General features: G+C 36.5%; 21 protein-coding genes, 1 tRNA gene and 1 CRISPR repeat array. Of the genes, 11 read left to right on the forward strand and 11 right to left on the reverse strand.

Annotated elements, in window-relative coordinates; genetic code table 11:
- Positions 1-265, forward strand: a 265-nt coding sequence (locus LS67_RS09000; protein ID WP_138109704.1) for an aldo/keto reductase, incomplete at its 5' end; no start/stop codon positions are given.
- Between the two features lie 43 nt (positions 266-308).
- Here the strand turns inward: LS67_RS09000 and LS67_RS09005 are convergent.
- The 5 genes from LS67_RS09005 to cas9 form a co-directional block, all read right to left on the reverse strand.
- Complete coding sequence (locus tag LS67_RS09005) at positions 309-1,523, reverse strand: MFS transporter (RefSeq protein ID WP_034327916.1); 1,215 nt, start codon at positions 1,521-1,523, stop codon at positions 309-311.
- A 9-nt stretch (positions 1,524-1,532) separates the two neighbouring features.
- Positions 1,533-1,958, reverse strand: coding sequence for a hypothetical protein (locus LS67_RS09010; RefSeq protein WP_034327914.1), 426 nt, complete (start codon positions 1,956-1,958; stop codon positions 1,533-1,535).
- An 86-nt stretch (positions 1,959-2,044) separates the two neighbouring features.
- Positions 2,045-3,663: a CRISPR direct-repeat array (repeat unit 36 nt; unit sequence GTTTTAGCCGCTTATTAAATTCTTTTATGGTAAAAT).
- Positions 3,664-3,924: 261 nt separating this feature from the next.
- Positions 3,925-4,248, reverse strand: a complete 324-nt coding sequence (cas2, locus tag LS67_RS09015) for a CRISPR-associated endonuclease Cas2 (RefSeq protein WP_034327912.1) — start codon at positions 4,246-4,248, stop codon at positions 3,925-3,927.
- Positions 4,211-5,176 (reverse strand): type II CRISPR-associated endonuclease Cas1, encoded by a 966-nt coding sequence (gene cas1, locus LS67_RS09020; protein ID WP_052099903.1) that lies wholly within the window; start codon positions 5,174-5,176, stop codon positions 4,211-4,213. The genes cas2 and cas1 overlap by 38 nt, the downstream gene beginning before the upstream one ends.
- 28 nt (positions 5,177-5,204) lie before the next feature.
- Positions 5,205-8,279 carry a type II CRISPR RNA-guided endonuclease Cas9 gene (gene cas9 / locus LS67_RS09025; RefSeq protein ID WP_034327908.1) on the reverse strand — a complete coding sequence of 1,025 codons (3,075 nt, stop codon included), beginning with the start codon at positions 8,277-8,279 and terminating at the stop codon, positions 5,205-5,207.
- Positions 8,280-8,548: 269 nt separating this feature from the next.
- Between cas9 and LS67_RS09030 the strand changes: the two genes are divergently transcribed.
- The 10 genes from LS67_RS09030 to LS67_RS09075 all read left to right on the forward strand — a co-directional run bounded on the left by LS67_RS09030 (position 8,549) and on the right by LS67_RS09075 (position 18,707).
- Positions 8,549-9,586, forward strand: coding sequence for a 4Fe-4S dicluster domain-containing protein (locus LS67_RS09030; protein ID WP_034327906.1), 1,038 nt, complete (start codon positions 8,549-8,551; stop codon positions 9,584-9,586).
- Entirely contained in the window at positions 9,583-10,275 is a 693-nt protein-coding gene (locus tag LS67_RS09035) for a formate dehydrogenase subunit gamma (protein WP_034327903.1), read from the forward strand. The genes LS67_RS09030 and LS67_RS09035 overlap by 4 nt, the downstream gene beginning before the upstream one ends.
- Before the next feature lie 123 nt (positions 10,276-10,398).
- Complete coding sequence (locus LS67_RS09040) at positions 10,399-11,535, forward strand: ATP-grasp fold amidoligase family protein (protein ID WP_081953938.1); 1,137 nt, start codon at positions 10,399-10,401, stop codon at positions 11,533-11,535.
- The gene (locus tag LS67_RS09045) at positions 11,532-12,842 is read left to right on the forward strand and encodes an APC family permease (protein WP_034327900.1); all 1,311 of its coding nucleotides are present in this window, start codon (positions 11,532-11,534) and stop codon (positions 12,840-12,842) included. Before LS67_RS09040 ends, LS67_RS09045 begins: the two co-directional genes overlap by 4 nt.
- A 362-nt stretch (positions 12,843-13,204) precedes the next feature.
- Positions 13,205-13,402, forward strand: coding sequence for a hypothetical protein (locus tag LS67_RS09050; RefSeq protein ID WP_138109706.1), 198 nt, complete (start codon positions 13,205-13,207; stop codon positions 13,400-13,402).
- A complete protein-coding gene (locus tag LS67_RS09055; protein ID WP_138109708.1) occupies positions 13,365-14,765 on the forward strand; it encodes a CDP-glycerol glycerophosphotransferase family protein in 1,401 nt (466 codons plus the stop codon). The genes LS67_RS09050 and LS67_RS09055 overlap by 38 nt, the downstream gene beginning before the upstream one ends.
- 14 nt (positions 14,766-14,779) lie before the next feature.
- Positions 14,780-15,211: an adenylyltransferase/cytidyltransferase family protein gene (locus LS67_RS09060; RefSeq protein WP_034327894.1), complete on the forward strand. Its 432-nt coding sequence runs from the start codon at positions 14,780-14,782 to the stop codon at positions 15,209-15,211.
- 14 nt (positions 15,212-15,225) lie between these two features.
- Positions 15,226-16,131 carry a radical SAM protein gene (locus LS67_RS09065; protein ID WP_161594493.1) on the forward strand — a complete coding sequence of 302 codons (906 nt, stop codon included), beginning with the start codon at positions 15,226-15,228 and terminating at the stop codon, positions 16,129-16,131.
- Between the two features lie 48 nt (positions 16,132-16,179).
- The gene (locus tag LS67_RS09070; RefSeq protein WP_034328120.1) at positions 16,180-17,634 is read left to right on the forward strand and encodes an asparagine synthase-related protein; all 1,455 of its coding nucleotides are present in this window, start codon (positions 16,180-16,182) and stop codon (positions 17,632-17,634) included.
- A 20-nt stretch (positions 17,635-17,654) separates the two neighbouring features.
- Positions 17,655-18,707 (forward strand): asparagine synthase-related protein, encoded by a 1,053-nt coding sequence (locus tag LS67_RS09075; RefSeq protein ID WP_034328121.1) that lies wholly within the window; start codon positions 17,655-17,657, stop codon positions 18,705-18,707.
- A 104-nt stretch (positions 18,708-18,811) separates the two neighbouring features.
- Here the strand turns inward: LS67_RS09075 and LS67_RS10035 are convergent, their stop codons facing one another.
- The 6 genes from LS67_RS10035 to LS67_RS09100 form a co-directional block, all read right to left on the reverse strand.
- The gene (locus LS67_RS10035) at positions 18,812-18,955 is read right to left on the reverse strand and encodes a hypothetical protein (RefSeq protein ID WP_236096384.1); all 144 of its coding nucleotides are present in this window, start codon (positions 18,953-18,955) and stop codon (positions 18,812-18,814) included.
- Complete coding sequence (locus tag LS67_RS09080) at positions 18,930-19,205, reverse strand: hypothetical protein (protein WP_231944768.1); 276 nt, start codon at positions 19,203-19,205, stop codon at positions 18,930-18,932. Before LS67_RS09080 ends, LS67_RS10035 begins: the two co-directional genes overlap by 26 nt.
- Positions 19,183-19,542 carry a hypothetical protein gene (locus LS67_RS09085; protein WP_064504567.1) on the reverse strand — a complete coding sequence of 120 codons (360 nt, stop codon included), beginning with the start codon at positions 19,540-19,542 and terminating at the stop codon, positions 19,183-19,185. The genes LS67_RS09080 and LS67_RS09085 overlap by 23 nt, the downstream gene beginning before the upstream one ends.
- A gap of 137 nt (positions 19,543-19,679) precedes the next feature.
- Positions 19,680-19,767: transfer RNA gene (locus LS67_RS09090), tRNA-Ser, on the reverse strand.
- A gap of 49 nt (positions 19,768-19,816) precedes the next feature.
- Positions 19,817-20,230 (reverse strand): hypothetical protein, encoded by a 414-nt coding sequence (locus LS67_RS09095; RefSeq protein ID WP_034328124.1) that lies wholly within the window; start codon positions 20,228-20,230, stop codon positions 19,817-19,819.
- Positions 20,227-20,454: a PP0621 family protein gene (locus tag LS67_RS09100; protein ID WP_034328127.1), complete on the reverse strand. Its 228-nt coding sequence runs from the start codon at positions 20,452-20,454 to the stop codon at positions 20,227-20,229. Before LS67_RS09100 ends, LS67_RS09095 begins: the two co-directional genes overlap by 4 nt.
- Positions 20,455-20,470 lie beyond the last annotated feature (16 nt).

Below are 20,470 nucleotides of genomic sequence, written 5' to 3' on the forward strand. Positions count from 1 at the left end.
CTGGAGTCCTTTTATCGCGGGGAAAGGCTCGATTTTAGAAAATCCCGCACTTAAAAGCATTGCACAAAAATACAACAAAACACCCGCACAAGTGGTTTTACGATTTTTGATTGAACAAGGAATCTCTGTCATACCAAAAACTTCTAAAAGAGCAAGAATGCAAGAAAATCTTAATGTCTTTGATTTTTCTTTAAGTGCGCAGGATATGCGGATTCTTAAAGGGTTTGATACAAATAAAAGTGCATTTTCTTGGACGAATAATTAGGGGAAATTAGGTATAATCTTGCGTTTTAGTTTGCTTTATCCACCTAACCCCACCGCCTTTGTGTCTCTAAGATTTTAAAAGAGACAATCCAAAGCAGCAATCCCGCAAAGGCAACACAAGAGAGGGCGATATACGCATAAAAATATCCATAATATTGCGCTATAAATCCTCCCAAACTCCCGCTTAGTGCTGCGCCTATGCTGCCAAGAGTCATCACACAGGCAAGGGCAGCATTGATATGTCCGCTTCCGCGCAACATTATCGCTACTAAAACAGGTAAAATCACGCCTGTAATCCCGGCTCCAATGCCATCAAGAATCTGTGTAGCGACCATTCCGATAAGATTTTCAAAATGCGCTGCTATGCCCCCGCGCATAATAAGAGCAACAAAGCAAAGAGCCATTAGGATAAAATAAACTTGAGAAAAGCGGGGAGCAACTGCAAGAGAATGAGGACGCGTGAGAATCTTCATACACACGAGCGAAACCGCAATCATTGTGCTTTGAGCAATAAGGATTGTCGCAGCTGCATATGCCCCGCTAGAATCAATGCCAAGCGTGTGCGCCCTTTGACTAAGCAAGGGGAGCATATACGCATTACTCAAATGAAAGCAAAACATCGCCGCACCCAAGATAAGCACGGATTTATCGCTTAAGGCTTCCCATAGAGATATACTCGTGTCGTCCTCTTGCCCCCTTGCGACTTTATGATTAATGCTACTACTGCGTATAAGGCTAAGAAACAAAAGTGAGAATACGCCCATAAGCGCGGTAATCACAAAAATCGCACCGATTCCATAATAAAATGCGAATCCAAGACTAAGCAATGCGCTAAAGGCTGTTCCTGCGTGTTTATAGGCTTCATTGAGGCTCACTTGTCTGCTATAATCAGATAGTCCCACGATTCCAAGTGTGAGGGCTGCAAATGCGGGAGCAAGGCACACTCCGCACAGAGCTACACTCATTTGGGCTAAAAGCGTAAAGCCAAAATGTGGGTAGAAGTAATTTGCCAAAGTCGCAAAGACTATGGCGAGGATACAAAAGGCTATCAGGGCTTTTTTGTGCGATGTCTTGTCTATGAAAATCCCTAAGGGGATTGCAAAAAGTAATGCACAAAGGGAGGCAATTGTGGAGATAAGCCCGATTTGGGATTCCATAAAGTTGTGTTGTTTCAAAAACACACCCAAATAGGGACCTAAACCATCTCGCACATCGGCGATAAAGAAATTCAGCCAAGCAAGTGCATTGTGCGGATTGATAGAATCTCCTTAATATCCTAAAATCTTGTTAATCTTACTAATTGCGCTTTGTTCCATTTCGGCGATAATTTGCTTTTCTTTAGCCTTTTCTTGTGAAATCTTTGCTTCTTGTTGCACGATTTGAGCTAAAGTCGCGTTAATTTTAGTATCATCTCTTGTTGCCTTTGCCTCTTGCAAGTTGATTTCTAGGATTTTTTTCTCTAGCTCTAGTGCTTTGATTTTGCCTCTTAATTCCTCTCTTTTCTTATCAATGGCTTCCCTTTCCTTGAAATCTGCTTTTAAAGCCTCTCTTTTTTTATCAAAACTCGCATTGTTAAAAACCTCTGGTAAAACGCCCTTGATATGTGGCTGTGGCTTTGTAGGGACCGGCGGTGTAGCAAAGAGCGTGCTAGATAAGGCTAACATCAGTGCTAAACTCATAACTTTTGCTTTCATTGCTCCTCCTTTATTTTGGTATCAAATGTATGAAATCATAATAATGATATGGCAATCTTGTTAATGCTCAACATATCAAAGTATTAGTTTTAGCCGCTTATTAAATTCTTTTATGGTAAAATCCAAACTTACTACCATATTCACCGCAACCAGTTTTAGCCGCTTATTAAATTCTTTTATGGTAAAATCACACGTCGCTTGTTGAGGACTATTACCCCGTTTTAGCCGCTTATTAAATTCTTTTATGGTAAAATGATTTTAGTGCTAAAAAGATTGCTTCACTTGTTTTAGCCGCTTATTAAATTCTTTTATGGTAAAATGGGCAAGCTTAGCGGCATCTGCTCCAAGAGGTTTTAGCCGCTTATTAAATTCTTTTATGGTAAAATTTGGGTTATGGAGAAATTCGCCAAGAACGCGTTTTAGCCGCTTATTAAATTCTTTTATGGTAAAATATTTTGTATAAAACCAATTGCGCAACACAAGTTTTAGCCGCTTATTAAATTCTTTTATGGTAAAATAAATGATGTATCCAATGAAAGCGAGCTATTGTTTTAGCCGCTTATTAAATTCTTTTATGGTAAAATGCGAGAAAGTTTTCCTAAATCCAAAACAGGGTTTTAGCCGCTTATTAAATTCTTTTATGGTAAAATTGTGCATCGGATCCTACGATTGATGAAAATGTTTTAGCCGCTTATTAAATTCTTTTATGGTAAAATATCAAGGCAAGGAGTTCCCTTTAAAAGCTGTTTTAGCCGCTTATTAAATTCTTTTATGGTAAAATAAATTAAAATGCAAGGAGTTTATATCAAAAGTTTTAGCCGCTTATTAAATTCTTTTATGGTAAAATCAGATGGTTAAGCAGTATAAAGATCAAATTGTTTTAGCCGCTTATTAAATTCTTTTATGGTAAAATATAGCAAAGCACCTCCTTTCATAGATTTAAGTTTTAGCCGCTTATTAAATTCTTTTATGGTAAAATCCAGTCTGCGAGCTCGCGTTTAAACATCCCGTTTTAGCCGCTTATTAAATTCTTTTATGGTAAAATTGCAAAAAATGTCTTTGATAATGTCGCTTTGTTTTAGCCGCTTATTAAATTCTTTTATGGTAAAATTTCCACTATGCAACATTATCTGCTCGAGCGGTTTTAGCCGCTTATTAAATTCTTTTATGGTAAAATCATAGCAAAGCACCTCCTTTCATAGTTTAAGTTTTAGCCGCTTATTAAATTCTTTTATGGTAAAATAATCTCCAAAATCGGTCGAAGACCTATCGGGTTTTAGCCGCTTATTAAATTCTTTTATGGTAAAATATCGTTTTTACGATTCGCACATACACGGTAGTTTTAGCCGCTTATTAAATTCTTTTATGGTAAAATAAGTGCTGCAAGTTCGACTTCTACTGTTTTGTTTTAGCCGCTTATTAAATTCTTTTATGGTAAAATGGCAAAGAAATATTTAAGCGATGATGTGGTGTTTTAGCCGCTTATTAAATTCTTTTATGGTAAAATCACAATCCACCGGCATCCGCATATGACTCAGTTTTAGCCGCTTATTAAATTCTTTTATGGTAAAATGATAAACCTCAACACGAGAGCCAAGCAATGGTTTTAGCCGCTTATTAAATTCTTTTATGGTAAAATAATAGCCGCATTTTGAATATAACCAAATTTGTTTTAGCCGCTTATTAAATTCTTTTATGGTAAAATCCACTTTCTCAATTATCGTATTTTGCGGTATTTGAAAGGCTTTAAGGGTGTAAAATATCCTAAATGAGTGATTTTTAAGAAAATCTAAGATATAATCCCACTAAAGAATTTAACAAGCGGCTAAAATAAGGAGTTTTCGGTCTCCGCAGGGTTACAATCCCTTAAAACCGAATCTACTTTAAATCTTTTTACCAATAAGTATTTTCAAACATTTTAGCGATTAAATCTTTAGAAACTTTGTCCTTATAACTTGACAATAGACTAAAAAAGCGTAAGCTGTCTTGGTGCATTAGCTTTTTCATTCTCACTTCTACTGCCTAGCAATAATCGCATATTATCAAATTGCTTTTCAGTAAGGATTAATGCCCTAATATGCCCTTTGGGAGGCACAATCAAACCCACCTTATCTAAATAATTATTGGCACTTGCCACACCTTTGCAGATTCTCATATACACGCTATATTGCAACATCATAAAGCCATCTTTGATAAGATTCTTACGGAATCTTGCATAATCTTTACGCTCTTTTTTGCTACAAGTTGGCATATCAAACATCACTAACACTCTCATAAATTTTTCTTCCATTACTCTTTTCCTCGCAAAATAGCGGAAGTTTGAGCTTAAGATTCTCTATCTCAAGGCATTTCACTACGCTTTGCGCACTCACTACGCCCGCGCGAGTAAGTGGATAAAGCTTGTTTTCTACTATAACCGCACTCTGTAAAATACTTACCAGCTTCGCACGATTTTGCAAACTTAAGCTCTCCTCTAATTCCCCAACTTCAACCATCTGCACAACAACAGAATCTACAAAGATTCTATAAGGTTCTATCAAATCATCTGCTAAGTTAAAGGCATTAAACTGATTTTTATGATTTATCCCAAGTGCAGGATTTAGTCCGCTTACACAAAGGCTTCTTGTGATAATCCCTCGCACAATTGCATAACCATAATTAAGTGCAGCATTTATCGTTCCCATTTTGCTATCTTCAAAAATTTGCACCTTGCGGGAGAAGTTTTTACCAAAAAGAGCTTTGAAATAAATTGCCGCTGCTTTGGCTTCATTATTGTTTGAATCCCCTAAATTCACACTTTTTGCTAAAGATTCTAACTCCTCATATTCTTTTTTGTTTTGCATTTTTAGTAAAAGGGCTTGATTGTTAATTTTTGCCTTCACTATTTGCTGCCAAAGAATCGCCTTTCTTTGTTTGTTTAAGGCTATTTGAGATTGCAACACACTAAAGCTTCTAAAATGCCCCAAAAATGGCATAAATAGCCCACTTGGCAAATGCGATTCATCGCAAGCAAAGAGGATAATTTTGTATTGTGCAAATGCATTAAGCAGCGCATTTGTAAGCGTGATTTGATGAGATTCTAACATCACACACAAAATATCTACAAGCGGAATCTTTACACTTTCTTTGTCTTTTTGGACTATGCAAAGATGTTTGTCTTGTAGGCTTAATCGCGCGGGTGTGCTTAAAAATAAGGTGCGAAAGGCTGAATCAAACATTCCTTGCCCTCCTTTAGATTCTTATCGCTTAATTTTTTCTTTTAGGACTGCTTTTGAGTGCAATATCTTGGCAAGGTTCAAACTCTGCCTTTTGCATTTCACCCAAAGGAGAGACTTGGTATTTTTCAAAGGTTTTAAGATTTTGGATTCCTATGCTTTTGCCCACTACCTCCTTTTGTGTAGCATTAGAATAGAGAATCTTTTCATTCTCGCTCAAACCCTCAAATTTATTGTTATGTTTTTCTACATTAATTTGTGCATTGGCAGAGCCAAAACTTACAAAATAGCACAACTCCGCCTTTTCCATTTCTTTTTTCTGCACCAAGATTAAATCATCTTTAAAAAGTGAGAAGCAGAATGTATAGTTAGAATCCATTTCTATCCAATCTTTAATCACCCCATCTTCTTTGCTTTTGCCTTGCACTACTGCTTTATTAGGCAGGATTCCAAGTGCAAAATCCATTGTATAAATGGGCACAGCATAGAATTTGCCTTTTTTGTCTTTAAAAATATCCACGCGCACCATTGCACCATTACTCACAATCTTTGTGCCTACTTGGCGGATTTTTCCAAGAGCAATCGCCTTTTGCACACCCTGTTTCCCACCATATTTTTTTAAAAGCTTTTCGTCCTCAAAAGAATAGAATGTCTCCTCGTGCAACGCCCCTCTAGCCCTTTTTCTAGGAGGCTTGGAGACAAAAATAGAATCTATTTTTTCTAGCACCTTGCTTCTAAAATCCTTGCAAGGCTCAAAGAATGCTTTTTTAGCTTTGTATTCAGATTCTGCAATTTGCTTAGCATAGAATTTTCTCTTATTTTGTTCTTGCGTTTTCTTAAAATTTGCAAATGCTTCAATCATCGCATTGTTGGTATAGGCTAAGATAACTGCATCCACTGCGTGGTGGAGGTGATTGTTTCTATCTTTATCACCCAAGCCCCAATAATGCCGCAAGGTTGAAGTCAACTTTCCGCTTACCACCTCTATATGCACACTGCTGCCCTTTTCTCCTGCAATCGTTACTTCATTTTCACTTAGATTTTCAAACTTTAGGCAATTATTCGTCCATTGACTTGCTAACCTTGCAATATAGCCTGTATCATTGATGTTGCGTGCAATAAAGCCAAGTTCTTTATCTTTAAAGTCCTTATTGCTGATTCTACGTTGCTTTTGTTTAGGAAGGTTTGCACTAAGGCTAAGAATCCTATCCCACTTCTCTTTATTATTTCCAAAGGCTTCAAAAGGCGTTTTATTAAGCTTATTTTGATTTTCTTTAGCAAACACAAGCACCTTATTCATATAGCTATCATCAAAACTGCGTGAGTAGGGGTAAATATGATCCACTTGCAAGGCATTAGAATCAAAAAAATGCTTACTTGTGATTTTCTCTCCACTATAAACGCAACATTCCCCTTGCTCTATCCAAAGCTTCATCTTAAGAATATTTGCGCCATTAATGGGTAATCCTAGAATCTCGCATTGCTGTATCGCTTTTTGGTTTGCCTCAAAATGCTCTCTTTGCTCTTTTTCAATTTTCTTGCGTTCATCATAGTTTTTGCCTGCCTCACGCGTAAATTCTAAATGAATCTTATGCACATTTCCATATTTTCTTAAAAGTGCATTTAGCACCTTGCGATACTCGCTTAATGCTCTTGCAACGACTGGATTTGCCAAATAGGGTTCATACTCTTTTAGCGGGATTAAAAACTCGCCCTTTTGCTTATACTTTCTATGCTCTTGCAATCCTACCTTTTTCACCGCCTCATCATAGCTCAACCCCTCACGCATAAAGGGTAGAATCTTATCAAGTGCTTTAAGGCTTAAATCAATATGCTTTGCAAAATTCAAATTGCTTAAGGCTTCTACTTGCTCCTTGCTTAATGCGGAATAGTTTTGCAATTTTTTAGCTAAATTTTCTTTGCTTTTAATGAGGACAATATCGGTAGCGATTTTATCTAGCTCCTCACGAGGAAACTTGCTAAAGTCTCCACCCATTGCTTTTTTGAAAGCTTTAAGATTTTTTAGCTCAATAAACTTTGCCTTTTCAGCTTCTTGCATTCCTTTGGTATAATCAAGCTTAGAATCTTTAGCAAATAAAATTGACTCATTAAGTTTAAGGATTTTTCGCAATTCTTTATAACTCATCTCGCCTTTATCAAACACATTTTTTAGAATCTCTTGAATCTTATCTTTTCCATAGGTTTCACCAATGCCAAGATTCTTACTTTTTTTCTCAAGGTTTTTTAGGGTGTTGATAATGCGTGTGAGAGCAACAAACTCCATAGCACTTAAGGAATCTTTGGGTGCGCGATTTTCATTTTCATAAAATACACATTTACCGACTTTATCTTCAAAACTTTTTAAATCTCTTTGGTAAAAGGCTGTTTCTATGATTTGGGATTCAAAATTTTTGCTAAAAGTTGCCCCAAAGTCTTTTTGCTTTGCAAAGATGAGCTCTAACTCTGCCCTTACTTGCTCTTGTGCCACGCAATGCTCGTAACTTTCTTTTTTATTGCGCACATTTTTAAACTCTTTTGTAATATTGTTACCTTTTTTCTCACTTTCTAATCTTAGCTTTTGATAAAATTCTTTATAGAGATATTCACCTACGCTTTGATACTTATCTTTCATAGCTGTTTCATTTACTTTAATCGCACTTAGCACCTTTCCAGAATCTTTATCGCTTCCTGTTTTTGCGTGTTTGTTCCCATAGCCGCGATGTTTAGCAATGTGTAAAATCACTCTTGCTAACTCTTTAGGCTCTAACTTTTGCTCCAAAGCAAGAGAGCGCAATTCATAGGGGCTTTTGGTATCTTTGGTTGTCTCGTATGCCTTTGGTAATTCCCCATCATTTGCAAAATAATCACTTACATTTAGCCCAAACTCTTTGCAAAGCAGCCTTTTAATTGCATTAAGCCTAGCTTTTCTCCGTGCTAACCTACGCCTAGCTCCCCGTGCCTCTCTACGAGGCAATGCCAAAGATTTTCCATTTTTTGGATTCTCTGCTTTGGTAAAGATTCTCACCCCACAATCTTTAAGCTCATTGCTCTCTACATATGCCCAACCAATGCTTGTAATGCCTATATCAAAACCAAGAATCCTCATCTACAAACCTCCATCTATTAAAACTCATTAAAGATACATTAAATATTGTTTATAATAGCTTAGATTTATATTGCTTTATTCTATTTCGTTGCTTTACTACGCTACGCATCATCGCAGACAAATTGCCGCTGCACTAGATATACTCAAATTGAAAATGACTTTAATGGAATGTTTGGGTAGGGCTTAGTGCAAATGTGATAATATCACTTTTATTTTCTTTGCAATTTTATATACTTCCATATTTTTAAGGCTAAATCAAGGTTAAAATTATGGAAGAAACCAATCAAAACAATCAGACAAATACATCGCGTAGGAATTTTTTAAAATTTCTAGGTGTGGCGAGTGTGAGTGCTGTAAGCGTTAATGCGGCACAATCTACAGATTCTAAGCAACCACAATATAAAATGGCTTCCATTATAGATTTGGGATTGTGCGATGGGTGCAGAGATAGGGAGATTCCTGCTTGTGTTGAGGCGTGTAAAGCAAAAAATACGACAAATTTTCCCGAGCCAATAGCGGAGATTCCATATTATTTTCCGCGAAAGGTCTATGAGGATTATTCCAAAGATAGAGCAAATGCTAAGCGTTTAACCCCTTATAATTGGACTTATGTGGAATCTCTAAAGGTTGAGGATAGAGACATATATGTGCCTAGACGTTGTATGCACTGCGATGACCCGACTTGCCAGAAGCTCTGCCCCTTTGGCGTGATTTCTAAGGATTCTAATGGCGCAGTAAAAATTGATGATGAATATTGCTTTGGCGGTGCAAAATGTAGAGATGTATGCCCTTGGGGGATTCCACAAAGACAAGCAGGAGTTGGAATCTATTTGAAAATAGCACCCAAACTTGCAGGGGGAGGAGCAATGTATAAATGCGATAGCTGCGCGGATTTACTCGCCAAGAATCAAAAACCAGCTTGTGAGGTGCAATGCCCCAAAAAAGCCATAATCTTTGGAGATAGAGAGGAAATACTTACCAAAGCTAAGGCATTGCAAAAAGCGTATAAGGGAGACAAAGAGGGGACTTATATCTATGGGGATACGCAAAATGGTGGCACTTCTACATTTTATGTCTCGCCAGTGTCGTTTGAGCAAATCCAAGAATCTTTAAACAAAAAACACAATTTCACACAAGAACAACCACAAAAAATGGGGATTCCCCATATGAATCTTGCAATTAAAAACTTTGTGAGTGAGGATTCTGCTTTGATTAAAAGTGTGCTTTTAGCTCCTGTTGCGGGGGTAATAGCAGGAGGTATTGCTGTGGCAATGGCAAATAGAACCGATAAAAAGGAGGGAAAATGAAAGAGGCAAAAATACAAAGACAAAGTGCGCAAAATAGAATCGTGCATTGGGGTGTTGCAATAAGTATTTTTGGGCTTATTTTTAGCGGAATCTTGCAAATGCCAATCAGTAAGCGTTATATGCTCAATGAATTGCCTTTAATGGCTTGGAGCGGGGATTATTCTATCTCTTTAGTTGTGCATTATGTGTTTGCGATTGCTTTATTATTCTTTGTGGGATTCCATTTGATGTTTCACTTTGGGCGAAAGGAGTTTGATATACTCCCTAAAAAGGGCGATTTTGGTAAAAGCATTGCTGTGATTAAGGCGATGTTGTTTAAGGGAGAGGAGCCACCAAGTGAGAAATATTTGCCCGAGCAAAGACTTGCTTATGTGGGAATTGCGATGGTGATTTTGCTTTTGGTTGTTACTGGAATGATTAAAACTTATAAAAACCTAGCGGGATTTAATCTAAGTGAGGGGACAATGTTTTGGGTTACGCAGCTGCATAATTTGGGAATGTTTTTGATGATTTTAGCAATTATTGGGCATTTAGCTGCTTTTATCTTTAAAGCAAATCGTCCTTTGCTTAGTGGAATGTTTAGTGGAAAAGTGAGTGCAGACTACATTTTACACAGGCATACACTATGGAAAAATGGAGCAGAGAGTGCAAAAAAGGCTTTAGAAAACCAAGATAGTGAAAAACATTAGGAGTGATGCGCTTAGAGCGAGTTATTGTAATATTTTGCGCAAAAATTTGTGCTGCCCTTTTAAGTTAAAATATTATTATTTTTCATTATACTTTTGTTACCTTAGAGCTACAAAGGATTCGAAATGGGAATAAAAGATATTGTAAGAGAAAATTGTCTCTATAAAAACTTCATAAGACCAATACGGGCAAAATGGAAAGAGAGAGCCTTAGCTAAACTAAGTGATGAAGAATACTTCATTAAGCGACATAAAAAAGTTTTTGGCTATGTGCCGGATTTTAAAAATCCTCAAACTTACAATGAAAAAATTATTCATAGAATCTTGTTTGATAGAAGTCCAATTTATACTGCCTTAGCAGATAAACTCAAAGCAAGAATGTATATTGCTACGCTCCTAAAAGAGTGTGATAATGCAAATAGTTGTTGGGGGGGGGAGCAGCCTTATAGCCTAAAACAAATAGATTCTAATATTTTAGGAATCTACAAAGAAACTAACCCACAAGATAGCTTACAATCTAATCCTACCCACAGAACAACACAGATTCGCAATCGCACATATTTAGATTCTATCCTCTCTCCACAATCTCCACTCTTTCAGTCTATTGATTTACTCACAGATACGCTGTTTGCTACAAATACTTGTCCTTATCTCCCAAAGCTTTATGGTATTTATAAGAGCATAGATGAGATAGACTTTTCACAGCTTCCCCAAAGTTTTGTTTTAAAGACCAATCACGATTGTGGGGGCGTAGTAATAGTGCCTGATAAAGATGTTTTTCTAGCAGATTCTAAAATTCTTACACAATCCACACAAAAACTCACAGAGCATCTTAAAATAAACTATTATACGATGTATAGAGAGTGGCATTACAAAGATATAGAGCCTAGAATCTTTGCAGAGGAGCTATTGGGGGAAGATTTACACGATTTTAGATTCCATTGCTTTGGCGGTGTGCCTCAATTTATCCAAGTGGCAAACACTACCCATACGCGCAATACACTTTTTGACACGCAGTGGAATGTCTTAGATATAACATATCTCAATCCGCCCAGTGAAATTCCCCCAGCAAAACCTGAATCTTTGCGTGATATGTGCGCAATAGCTAAGTGTTTATCGACACCATTTAAGTATGTGCGCGTTGATTTGTATTGTATACAAAATAGAATCTTTGCAGGGGAGCTGACATTTACTCCAAATGGTGGCGCTGCGCGTTTTGAGCCATATCGTTATGATAGAATCTTTGGCGAGATGTGGCAATGAAAAATGTCAATATCATATTTTTGTGTGTTGGCTGCATTGTGGGTTGGGGAGCATTTGTGTTACCTCAAGATTTGTTTTTATCGCGCATTGGTTTGAGCGAGAGTATTATTGGGCTTTTTTTAGGTGGGGTAGCAATTTGCGTTATCGCCTCAAATTATGCTTTTTTGCTTACATCACTGCGGAAAAGCGGTGGTGAATTTTACTTTACACTTGAAGTGTTAGGTAGGACACACGGCTTTATTTGTGGGTGGTTTTTAAGTTTGGCGTATTTGTGTATTATTCCCTTAAATGCTACCGCCTTAAACATTATGTGTAACTCCTTGGGCTTAAGCGGCTATGTCCTTTTGTATCATATTAATGATACACCTATATATCTTACAGATATTCTTGTGAGTGCGGCAAGTATCGCTATTATTGGGGTTATTAATGTTCTAGGTATCAAAATAGCTTTTGTATTGCAGAAATTGCTCGTGTTTGTGCTATGTGGCAGTGTAGTGGTATTTTTTATTATGATGAGTGTTGATAGTGTATCGCAAATACATTTTAGTTCTTATATACATTTTGAATCTTTAAATATCCATTCTATTTTGATTGTTTTTTCACTTGCTCCTTGGGCTTATCTAGGCTTTGAATGTGCGACACAAATCATAGAATCTATACATTATAACAAACGCATTTTTAATCTTTTCACATATCTTTCAATTTGGATTGGCTATATACTCTATGTTTTGCTTATTTGTATTGTTGCTTTGGGTGTAGATGCCTATCATATTCTCTCGTATCCTTGGGCGATATATGAGGGGATTTATCAGTCCTTTGGTTATGCTGGAGTAGTGTGTTTGTGCGTGGGTGTGCTATGTGCTATATTGAGTGGCATTAACGGCTTTTTTATAACGACAAGCAAACTTTTAGAATCCTTAAGCACTCATCACTTTTTGCCAAAAAGTCTTTTAGATATAAATCGTTTTGGCATATCCTATCGCATAGTATGTATTGTTGGGTTACTTTCTTGCTCTATGGTGATTTTTGGCAGAGAGGCATTGCTCTATATTGTAGATATGGCTTGTGTGGGGATTATCGTAGGATTCTTATATGTGAGTATTGTAGCTTTTTATGTCAAAAGGCGCGAGTTACATTCATTAAGTATTCTAAACCTTGTTAGTATTTTATTGAGTATTGTATTTTTATTGCTTGAGTTTGTGCCATTTTCCCCAGCTGCACTTAAAACTCCTTCAATTGTCGCCCTTATAGTTTGGAGTGCTGTTGGCGTAGCGGTGTTTTATGTTTTAAGACAAAAAGAAATATGAAGTTTTCTATAAAATCAATATGCTAGTTAAGTAAGGCAAGGCACACAAACCATTGCGATTGATGTTTTATTTGTATCGCTACCAAATTATGAGCGCACCGCTTTGTCCTTAAGCCTAATGGCTTGTATCTCTGCGGCATTGGGTATTGAGACGAGATGATATATAAGCTATTTAAGAGATTGAGCAAAACGATATTTGTATGGTAGCATTCTTAGATTTTACAAGGTTTAAGTACAAAATTGTCTTTGTTGTATTACAATCCGCTCTTTGTTTTTGTATTTGATACTTTGCATATATTTTATAGCCTAAGATGTTAAGCTTGAAAGGCAGTAAGAGGCAGACAAGCATATTTGGAGATAGTGGTGGTAGTAAAGGTTATTAGGACATTCAAACAGATAGTCAAAAAGCTGTGTCCTACTATGCTTTGGCGTAAATTACAATCAATGCGTCAAGCCATAGCTAGACATCAAGAGCAGAAAAACTTTAATACACTTTTTCAATCTCGCACCATTTGCGCCCCTAGTGCATTTGCTCCCCCCCCCCCCCCCGCAAAATACTGATTTATTAGACATTACATATAAAATTCGTGTTGTTTTTTACAATGATTGGGGAGCAAGTTGGGAGGCGTTAGAGCCAATAGCGCACACTTTTTTAAAAAATCCAGTTTTTGAAGTCATTGTGCTTGCTATGCCCTCAAAGGTCAGCAGTAATAGATTTTATGATTTAGGTGCTAGTCATTGCTTGCAAACATTTGCTCACAAAATGCATTGTCCTGTCATTACAAAAGAAGATTTAGATAGAGTTTGTGCAGAATTAAGAATCAATCAAGAGCAAAAGCATAAATCTTACGCACAGGTAATCAACTCTCTATTCTCTCAATCCCTACAAACACAAACAAACTTGCTTTGCATTTTGGGATTTGATAAATGGGAAGAGAATCACGCTTTTAATGCAATGACCTATCTCACCCCTAGTGATTGTATGGCGCATTATTGCTTTACTACTCGCCCTTATAGTGGGCTACGTCCAGAAACTTGGCATAGCAGACATATTGCAATTATTTCTAAGCTTTGCTATGTTGAATATGGAGTATATGCTTTTGAATTACACGATGATGTTTGCGCCTATAGTGAGGATAATCTACGTTATTATGACTACCTATTTTCACCTACAACATTTCACGCTCAAGTTGCAGGTGCTCAACAGAAAAATAAAAGTCTGCTTACAATTAAAGTTACCGGGTGCGCAAGATTTGATGAATTGATTGCATATGCTAATAGCGCACAAACTATACAGCAACATCAAGCATCACTCAAACCAGATTCAGTAAGATGTCCTCATCGCATTCGTGTGCTCTATATGCCTCGGTGGGGTGTCAAGGAGACACACTCCACTTTTTTAAGCTATACCAAATTGCTGTTACTAGAAGCAAAAGCTAGCAGAATCCTTTTACATTTTCGTCCGCACCCAAATCTCCACGATTATGTTGTCCATAATCAAAAAATTATGACACAAGCGCAATGGGATAGTTTTAAAAATGATGTGCAGCAAAATGGGCTTTGGGACGAAAGTCCTAGCATTATTGAGAGTTTTTCACGCGCTGATGTTTTGGTCTCAGACACAAGCTCTATGTTGATTTACGCATTTCTTAGTGGTAAGCCTACAATCTATACACAGGGCGATTTTCGTTCAGAAGTTAATTGGTGGGCATTGCGCGTATTGCAAGGTTGTTTTATTGCTAGTAATGCAGATGATTTATTGGAGTTTTTGGCACGATTTCGTGATGACTATGAGGCAACTTTCTTTACTAGATTTGCTCTTAGGGATGAAATTTTGAAACAGAATTTTTATTTTCCTAAGAATGGTAGCACAAATACTATTTTATCAGTATTACTTGAAGATATGCAAAAAACCTATAAGTGATTGGAGGAGCAACAATGATAGTTGGTTATACAACTGGTGTTTATGATTTGTTTCATATTGGACATTTGAATTTATTGCGTAATGCAAAATCTATGTGCGATAAGCTAATTGTTGGAATTACTACTGATGAGTTAGTAGGTTATAAGAACAAAAAAGCAGTTATTCCTTTTCACGAGAGAATGGAAATTGTGAGAAATATTAGATTTGTAGATGCTGTTATTCCACAAGAAAATATGGACAAGCTTGCTATGCACGATAAATTAAAATTTGACATTATGTTTGTTGGCGATGATTGGTTTGCTACGCCAAAATGGCAAAAAATTGATGAAGAATTTGCAAAAAGAGGTGTGAGAATTGTATATTTTCCATACACACAAGGCACAAGTTCAACCTTGCTTAATAATGTTTTACTCTCACTTCGGCAAGAAGCAGAACAAAATCAATAATGGAGGAGTGCAATATGGATATTATGTATAAGATTGGAAGATTTGCAAGAAAAAAACTTATTCAACTTTTACCAGAATCTAGCTACAAAGATAAGCTGCTCATACAATATGTTAATACGATTAATAATATTGTTGTGATAGTCGGGCAAAATTGCACATTGAAGTGCAGGAATTGTGCTAACTTCTCCCCATATCTCGCAAAGCAATTACCATTTTATCCTTACGAAGAGATTATTGCTGATATACAAGCGCTCATCACAGAATCTAGGATTGCTTATTTACAATTTCAGGGTGGTGAATTTTTCTTGCATCCTCATTGTAAGGATATTTTAGAATTTGTAGCAAAACAAGACAGAATACGATATGTTTGTGTGGCTACAAATGCCACGATTATTCCAAAAGATCCTGTATTAAAACTTTTACAGCATAAAAAATTTTTTGTTAGGGTGTCTGATTATGGAGAAGTGAATGCAAAAAGTGCTGAAAAACTAGAAGAAATGCTAGACAAATATGGCGTAGCTGTGATTCGGAGGAATGTTTATAGGGGCGAAGGTTTGTGGAGCAAATGTGGCGACAAATATATGAAGAGACTGCCAGAAGAATATATGCAAAAAGTATTTGATTCTTGCACTTTTGCCAAAGAGTGTTTAACAATGGAAAATGGTTTTATTACGCGTTGTTCTAGGGCAACTATTTCACATATTGTGCAAAATTTTTCTCTATGTGCATTAGATGGCATACACGTGCGACCGAATGCTCAAAGAATATTTGACACCCTTACGAGATTCGGGGGGGGGGGGTGCTGCCTGTGTTTAGCTATAGGAATTTACAAGACTTTATACGAGCAGCTTCTCCAATTAGTGCGTGCTATTATTGTTATGGTAGCGAGGGAGAGCAAGTTACACCGGGCGCTCAAATGACTAAACAAGAGTTAGCAGAAATAAAGTAAAGTTGAGTAAGGGTAAATAATGTATGAAATGATGTTTGGATTACAGAATAGGTTTCATAAAATAGATGAACAAATCTATTATGAGAATTTATCACAGGCTGTTTGTAAAAATGGCTTTAGTGATTATAGTGCTTATGGAATCACAAGTTTTTTTAGCTTCCGTTATCCTGTGTTGCATTGGACAATGTTTGATGATTTTAGACGCAAGAGTCATTTAGATTCCTTTAATTCTCTTAGGTTTGATACTAGGAAAGACATAAGTATTAGTCAATCTGCTACAATAGCTGAATATTTACTTATAGAATCTATTAAAAAAAAGGTTCAAAATGCGCGTAGAATTGGTATTTTATTAAGCGGCGGACTTGACAGCTCCTTACTTGTGGCAATATGTAAAAGACTATATCCAGAAAGGGAAATTTACACATATAGTATGGGCTTTTATGGAGATGATGAGTTTGAATACTCTAGAGAAGTTGCCAATAGATTTTTTACTATTCATTATGAAAAGGTGCTAGATTACACAGATTTTTTTGACAAAGATTCTTTGATGAAAGCCTTAATCAAGCATAAGGCTGCACCCTTACACCCAAATGAATTGCCACTTGCTTATGCTGAAACACAGGCTAGAAAAGATTGTTGTGATATTGTTTTGTGTGGGGAAGGTGCAGATGACTTGTTTGGCGGCTATTCTCATAATTTACTGATGTATGTCAGCTTTCAAGGGGACAAGAAAGATTTTTATCGCTATATTTTATCCAACTATCGTTATATCTCATCACAAAAATTAAAATCAATTATTCACGACCAGTATATTGTAGATGATATGGAACTCATTGCCCCATTGTCTTTGGTAAATATGCCAGATGATATACGTAATATTATGCTACATTTCATACAATCTTTGCATACTCGTGGCTTAGTTGATAGAGGGGCTAATGCACTTAGTTTTTGTGGCTTTGAAAATGGTTTTGTGTTTTTAGATTCTGCATTAATAGATTTTGTAAATAGTCTTCCATTTGATTATAAAGTATGTGCAAATATTCCTGTGCCACAATATATTAAAGATTATAAATATTTTAGCGATAAATATTGTATTGCGAAGTTTTTATTAAAATATATTGCTAAATCATATCTTCCAGAATCTATCATTAATCGTGTCAAAAAAGGCTTTCCTGTTCCATTTGCCTTATGGGATAAGAAAAAGCCTTTTACTATGGATTTGCATACACAAATTTTTAAAAGCAATGATTTGAGTTGTTTCACCGCTTGGGAGAAATTTATGATATATAATCTAAACACTTTCGTGGAAGTGTTTGATAAATATCGGGGGGGGGTAGCACTTAATTGTGCTACATATTATAAATCACTTCTAGTTCTTACTTTTTATTCTTTCACTTTCTTTCGGTTACTTATTCTTTTTGCACTATTTGTTTCTTATGTTGCCTGTTTGTATTTGAGGGCATATTTGCTGTAAATCTTACTAAAGGAGTAATTATGGGAACAAGTGATTCCATACTAGATGATAAGGTATATTGTATGAGCCACTATTTGGCTTTTAGGTATGTTGCAGATGAGTCTAGGAATTTTTTTCCTCATTTATCGCATCGAAATCTTGTTTTAGATTCCACCATAGACACTATTGCAGATGCAAAAGAGCTAGATTCTTATATTGCTAAAAAAATGCAAGGACTTAATCCCAACAGCACGGGTATTATGCTAAGCGGAGGAATAGATTCTGCTATTGTTGCTTCCTATCTCCCAAAAGGCGCAAAGGCTTTTACATTAAAATGTATAGGTTCACCTAATGCTATTGATGAGACAGAAAATGCGCATAGATATGCAGAGTATTATGGGCTAGAGCATATTGTAGTGCCTGTTTATTGGGAAGATGTTGTAGCGAGATTGCCCGACATTTTTGCATTTGATGGTGTGCCTTGCCATTCCATAGAACCCTTGATTGATATTGCGTTAAGCACTGCCAAAAGACTTGGGATTGACACAATGTGTGTGGGTGAAAGTTTTGACTTAGTATTTGGCGGTATGGATAAATTACTCGCTAAAGATTGGGGATTTGATGAGTTTGTAGAACGTTATACTTTTTTAGAACCAAGTCTAGCATTGAAATCATATGTTGATACAAAATGTATGTTTGAGCCATATCGTTTGGGTAACAAGATTGATTTTTTAAGATTTATGGACGAAGTATTTGCCATAGAATCAAGCACTTCTTATTGGCATATGTTCCAAAAAAATAATATGAGATACCTTGATCCCGCTCAAAAAGTTAGAATGTCTGCCCCATTAGATTTGTATAGAATTAGAAATGGTGAGCCAAAATATATAGTGCGAGAGCTTTTTTCAATGCGATATAAGGGAATGGAGATTCCAAATAAAATTCCTATGCCACGGGAGGTGGATTATTGGTTGAGAGATTATGAGCCAAAACGAGATGAATTTCTGCTTTCTCCCAACATTCAATTAAGTGGAGATCAAAAATGGCAGCTTTTTTGTTTGGAGCAGTTTCTTAACATATTTGATCCTAAATAGGGCTAAAATAAATTTGGGCATTATTTGGTTTAGGGGGTTGTGCAAAATGGAGGTTGTTTTAAAATCTCCTAGATTCTCATCGTAATTTAATATTCTTTCAAATCTTAGTTACCTATCTTTTCCTTGAGCTTTTGCGTGGCTTTATCTTGTTTGTTGGTTAAGCTTAAATCTTGTGTAGCACTATCTCTTAGCTGCTGTGTATAATCAATCATTACAGGTTGGTCATAAACCTCGTATGCTTTTAACACAATGAGGTAGCCAAGTGAGTTCCTCACTCATTGTTTCAATTAAAAATCCCAATTCCCTATCACTGAATTTTGTCGTAGAATCATACACAGAACCTTGAGAAAGTGTAAAATGCTGCTTACCTAAAAAAGCAGCTATATCATTATAAGCATTATGCCAATCACCTTTTGTGTAATGCTCTTGCAAAGCTTTAGTATCTAAGTCAAAGGCTATGGATTTGAGTCTCTTATTATCGGTTTTGCCAAATTTCATTCTCTGGATCTCTTTTAAAAAATTCTATCATATCCCCCACATAGTTTTCATCATTGCTATCGCCTAGCCATTCCCAGTTTTTGACATTTTTTGTGAACCAATCACAATGTAATAAACAATTAAATACCAAGATTCCCAAATGTGCTTGAGCATTTTTCTCACCTCTAAACTCATAATGATTTTTAGATACCTTTGTAAGCCCAGCTCTTTTTATGGCGAATTCCTCTATCTTTGCATACATATCTTGTAAGTCATATATATCCTCACGCAATATTTTTTCCTCATCAAGCTCAAATCTTGTGCCAAAAATAGCTTTTTTTGTGATAGGTGTCGTCATAGTATCTCCTTTGCCCTAAAGTATGTTGCTATTATAGCATATTGGCTTAAAAGCAATGATGATTAAAAGGAAAAGTTCCCTGAATGAAACTATTTGGCAGGTTTTTGAAATCAAGTGAAATGAAAGAAAAGAAACTATGGCAGAGAGGAAGGGATTCGAACCCTCGAAAGCTTGCACTTTACACGCGTTCCAGGCGTGCTCCTTCAACCACTCGGACACCTCTCTATACGCAGTCTAAACATCTCGCTTTACACAAAAAAGCAAAATTCAAGCGTTAGCAAAGGGGTATGCTATCTAAAACTTGCTTAAAAATCACCCCGTCAATGCCAAGTTGCGCGACTTTTGTTAGCTGTGCATTTGATTTAATCACACACAAAAGCTTGCAATCAAGCAAATAATGCTCTACAAGTGCTTGATACGACTTCGCCTTGGGCTGCTCGTCTTTACCCAAAATAAGATATTTCGGGCAAAGTGCCGCATAGAGCAGCAGCTCCTCTATGGAGTGTATCAGCACCGCATAGCTCACTTCATTATCATTGCAATGTGTAGCAATTTCAAAGCCCCTTTGTTTAAGCAATGCACTATCAAACCACACAATACAATCTTGATGTGTGCGCTCAATATCCGCTATGCTCTTTATCTTAATAAATTGCTCGTGTCTTATTGCGCTATGCCCGATGATAATCATTGCTTCACACCTTTTTTCAAGCAGTCTTTGGAGCAAAAATACATTCCATCAGCGAGTATAGATTCAGTATTTGATACATATACGCCACAATGTGCGCATTGGTGCATTTCCTCGACATTTTCTTGCTCTTTCTTGCTCTTTTTGCCACCACTGCCGCGTATAAAAGGACGCGCAATCATATAGGCGAGTAGCGCCAACGCAAAAAGTATAATTAAAAATTTCATTCGCTTCTCCTTAGAT

Origin of the sequence: Helicobacter sp. MIT 03-1616 (assembly GCF_000765685.2) — a bacterium.
GTDB lineage: Bacteria > Campylobacterota > Campylobacteria > Campylobacterales > Helicobacteraceae > Helicobacter_C > Helicobacter_C typhlonius.

Coding starts and splice junctions, on each gene's coding strand:
- LS67_RS09045 (WP_034327900.1), top strand. CDS start 11,532: ATGAAAAATGTCAATATCATATTTTTGTGTGTTGGCTGCATTGTGGGT.
- LS67_RS09040 (WP_081953938.1), top strand. CDS start 10,399: ATGGGAATAAAAGATATTGTAAGAGAAAATTGTCTCTATAAAAACTTC.
- LS67_RS09035 (WP_034327903.1), top strand. CDS start 9,583: ATGAAAGAGGCAAAAATACAAAGACAAAGTGCGCAAAATAGAATCGTG.
- LS67_RS09075 (WP_034328121.1), top strand. CDS start 17,655: ATGGGAACAAGTGATTCCATACTAGATGATAAGGTATATTGTATGAGC.
- LS67_RS09080 (WP_231944768.1), bottom strand. CDS start 19,205: ATGAAATTTGGCAAAACCGATAATAAGAGACTCAAATCCATAGCCTTT.
- LS67_RS09085 (WP_064504567.1), bottom strand. CDS start 19,542: ATGACGACACCTATCACAAAAAAAGCTATTTTTGGCACAAGATTTGAG.
- cas2 (WP_034327912.1), bottom strand. CDS start 4,248: ATGGAAGAAAAATTTATGAGAGTGTTAGTGATGTTTGATATGCCAACT.
- LS67_RS09095 (WP_034328124.1), bottom strand. CDS start 20,230: ATGATTATCATCGGGCATAGCGCAATAAGACACGAGCAATTTATTAAG.
- LS67_RS09010 (WP_034327914.1), bottom strand. CDS start 1,958: ATGAAAGCAAAAGTTATGAGTTTAGCACTGATGTTAGCCTTATCTAGC.
- LS67_RS09060 (WP_034327894.1), top strand. CDS start 14,780: ATGATAGTTGGTTATACAACTGGTGTTTATGATTTGTTTCATATTGGA.
- LS67_RS09070 (WP_034328120.1), top strand. CDS start 16,180: ATGTATGAAATGATGTTTGGATTACAGAATAGGTTTCATAAAATAGAT.
- LS67_RS09065 (WP_161594493.1), top strand. CDS start 15,226: ATGGATATTATGTATAAGATTGGAAGATTTGCAAGAAAAAAACTTATT.
- cas1 (WP_052099903.1), bottom strand. CDS start 5,176: ATGTTTGATTCAGCCTTTCGCACCTTATTTTTAAGCACACCCGCGCGA.
- LS67_RS09030 (WP_034327906.1), top strand. CDS start 8,549: ATGGAAGAAACCAATCAAAACAATCAGACAAATACATCGCGTAGGAAT.
- LS67_RS09100 (WP_034328127.1), bottom strand. CDS start 20,454: ATGAAATTTTTAATTATACTTTTTGCGTTGGCGCTACTCGCCTATATG.
- cas9 (WP_034327908.1), bottom strand. CDS start 8,279: ATGAGGATTCTTGGTTTTGATATAGGCATTACAAGCATTGGTTGGGCA.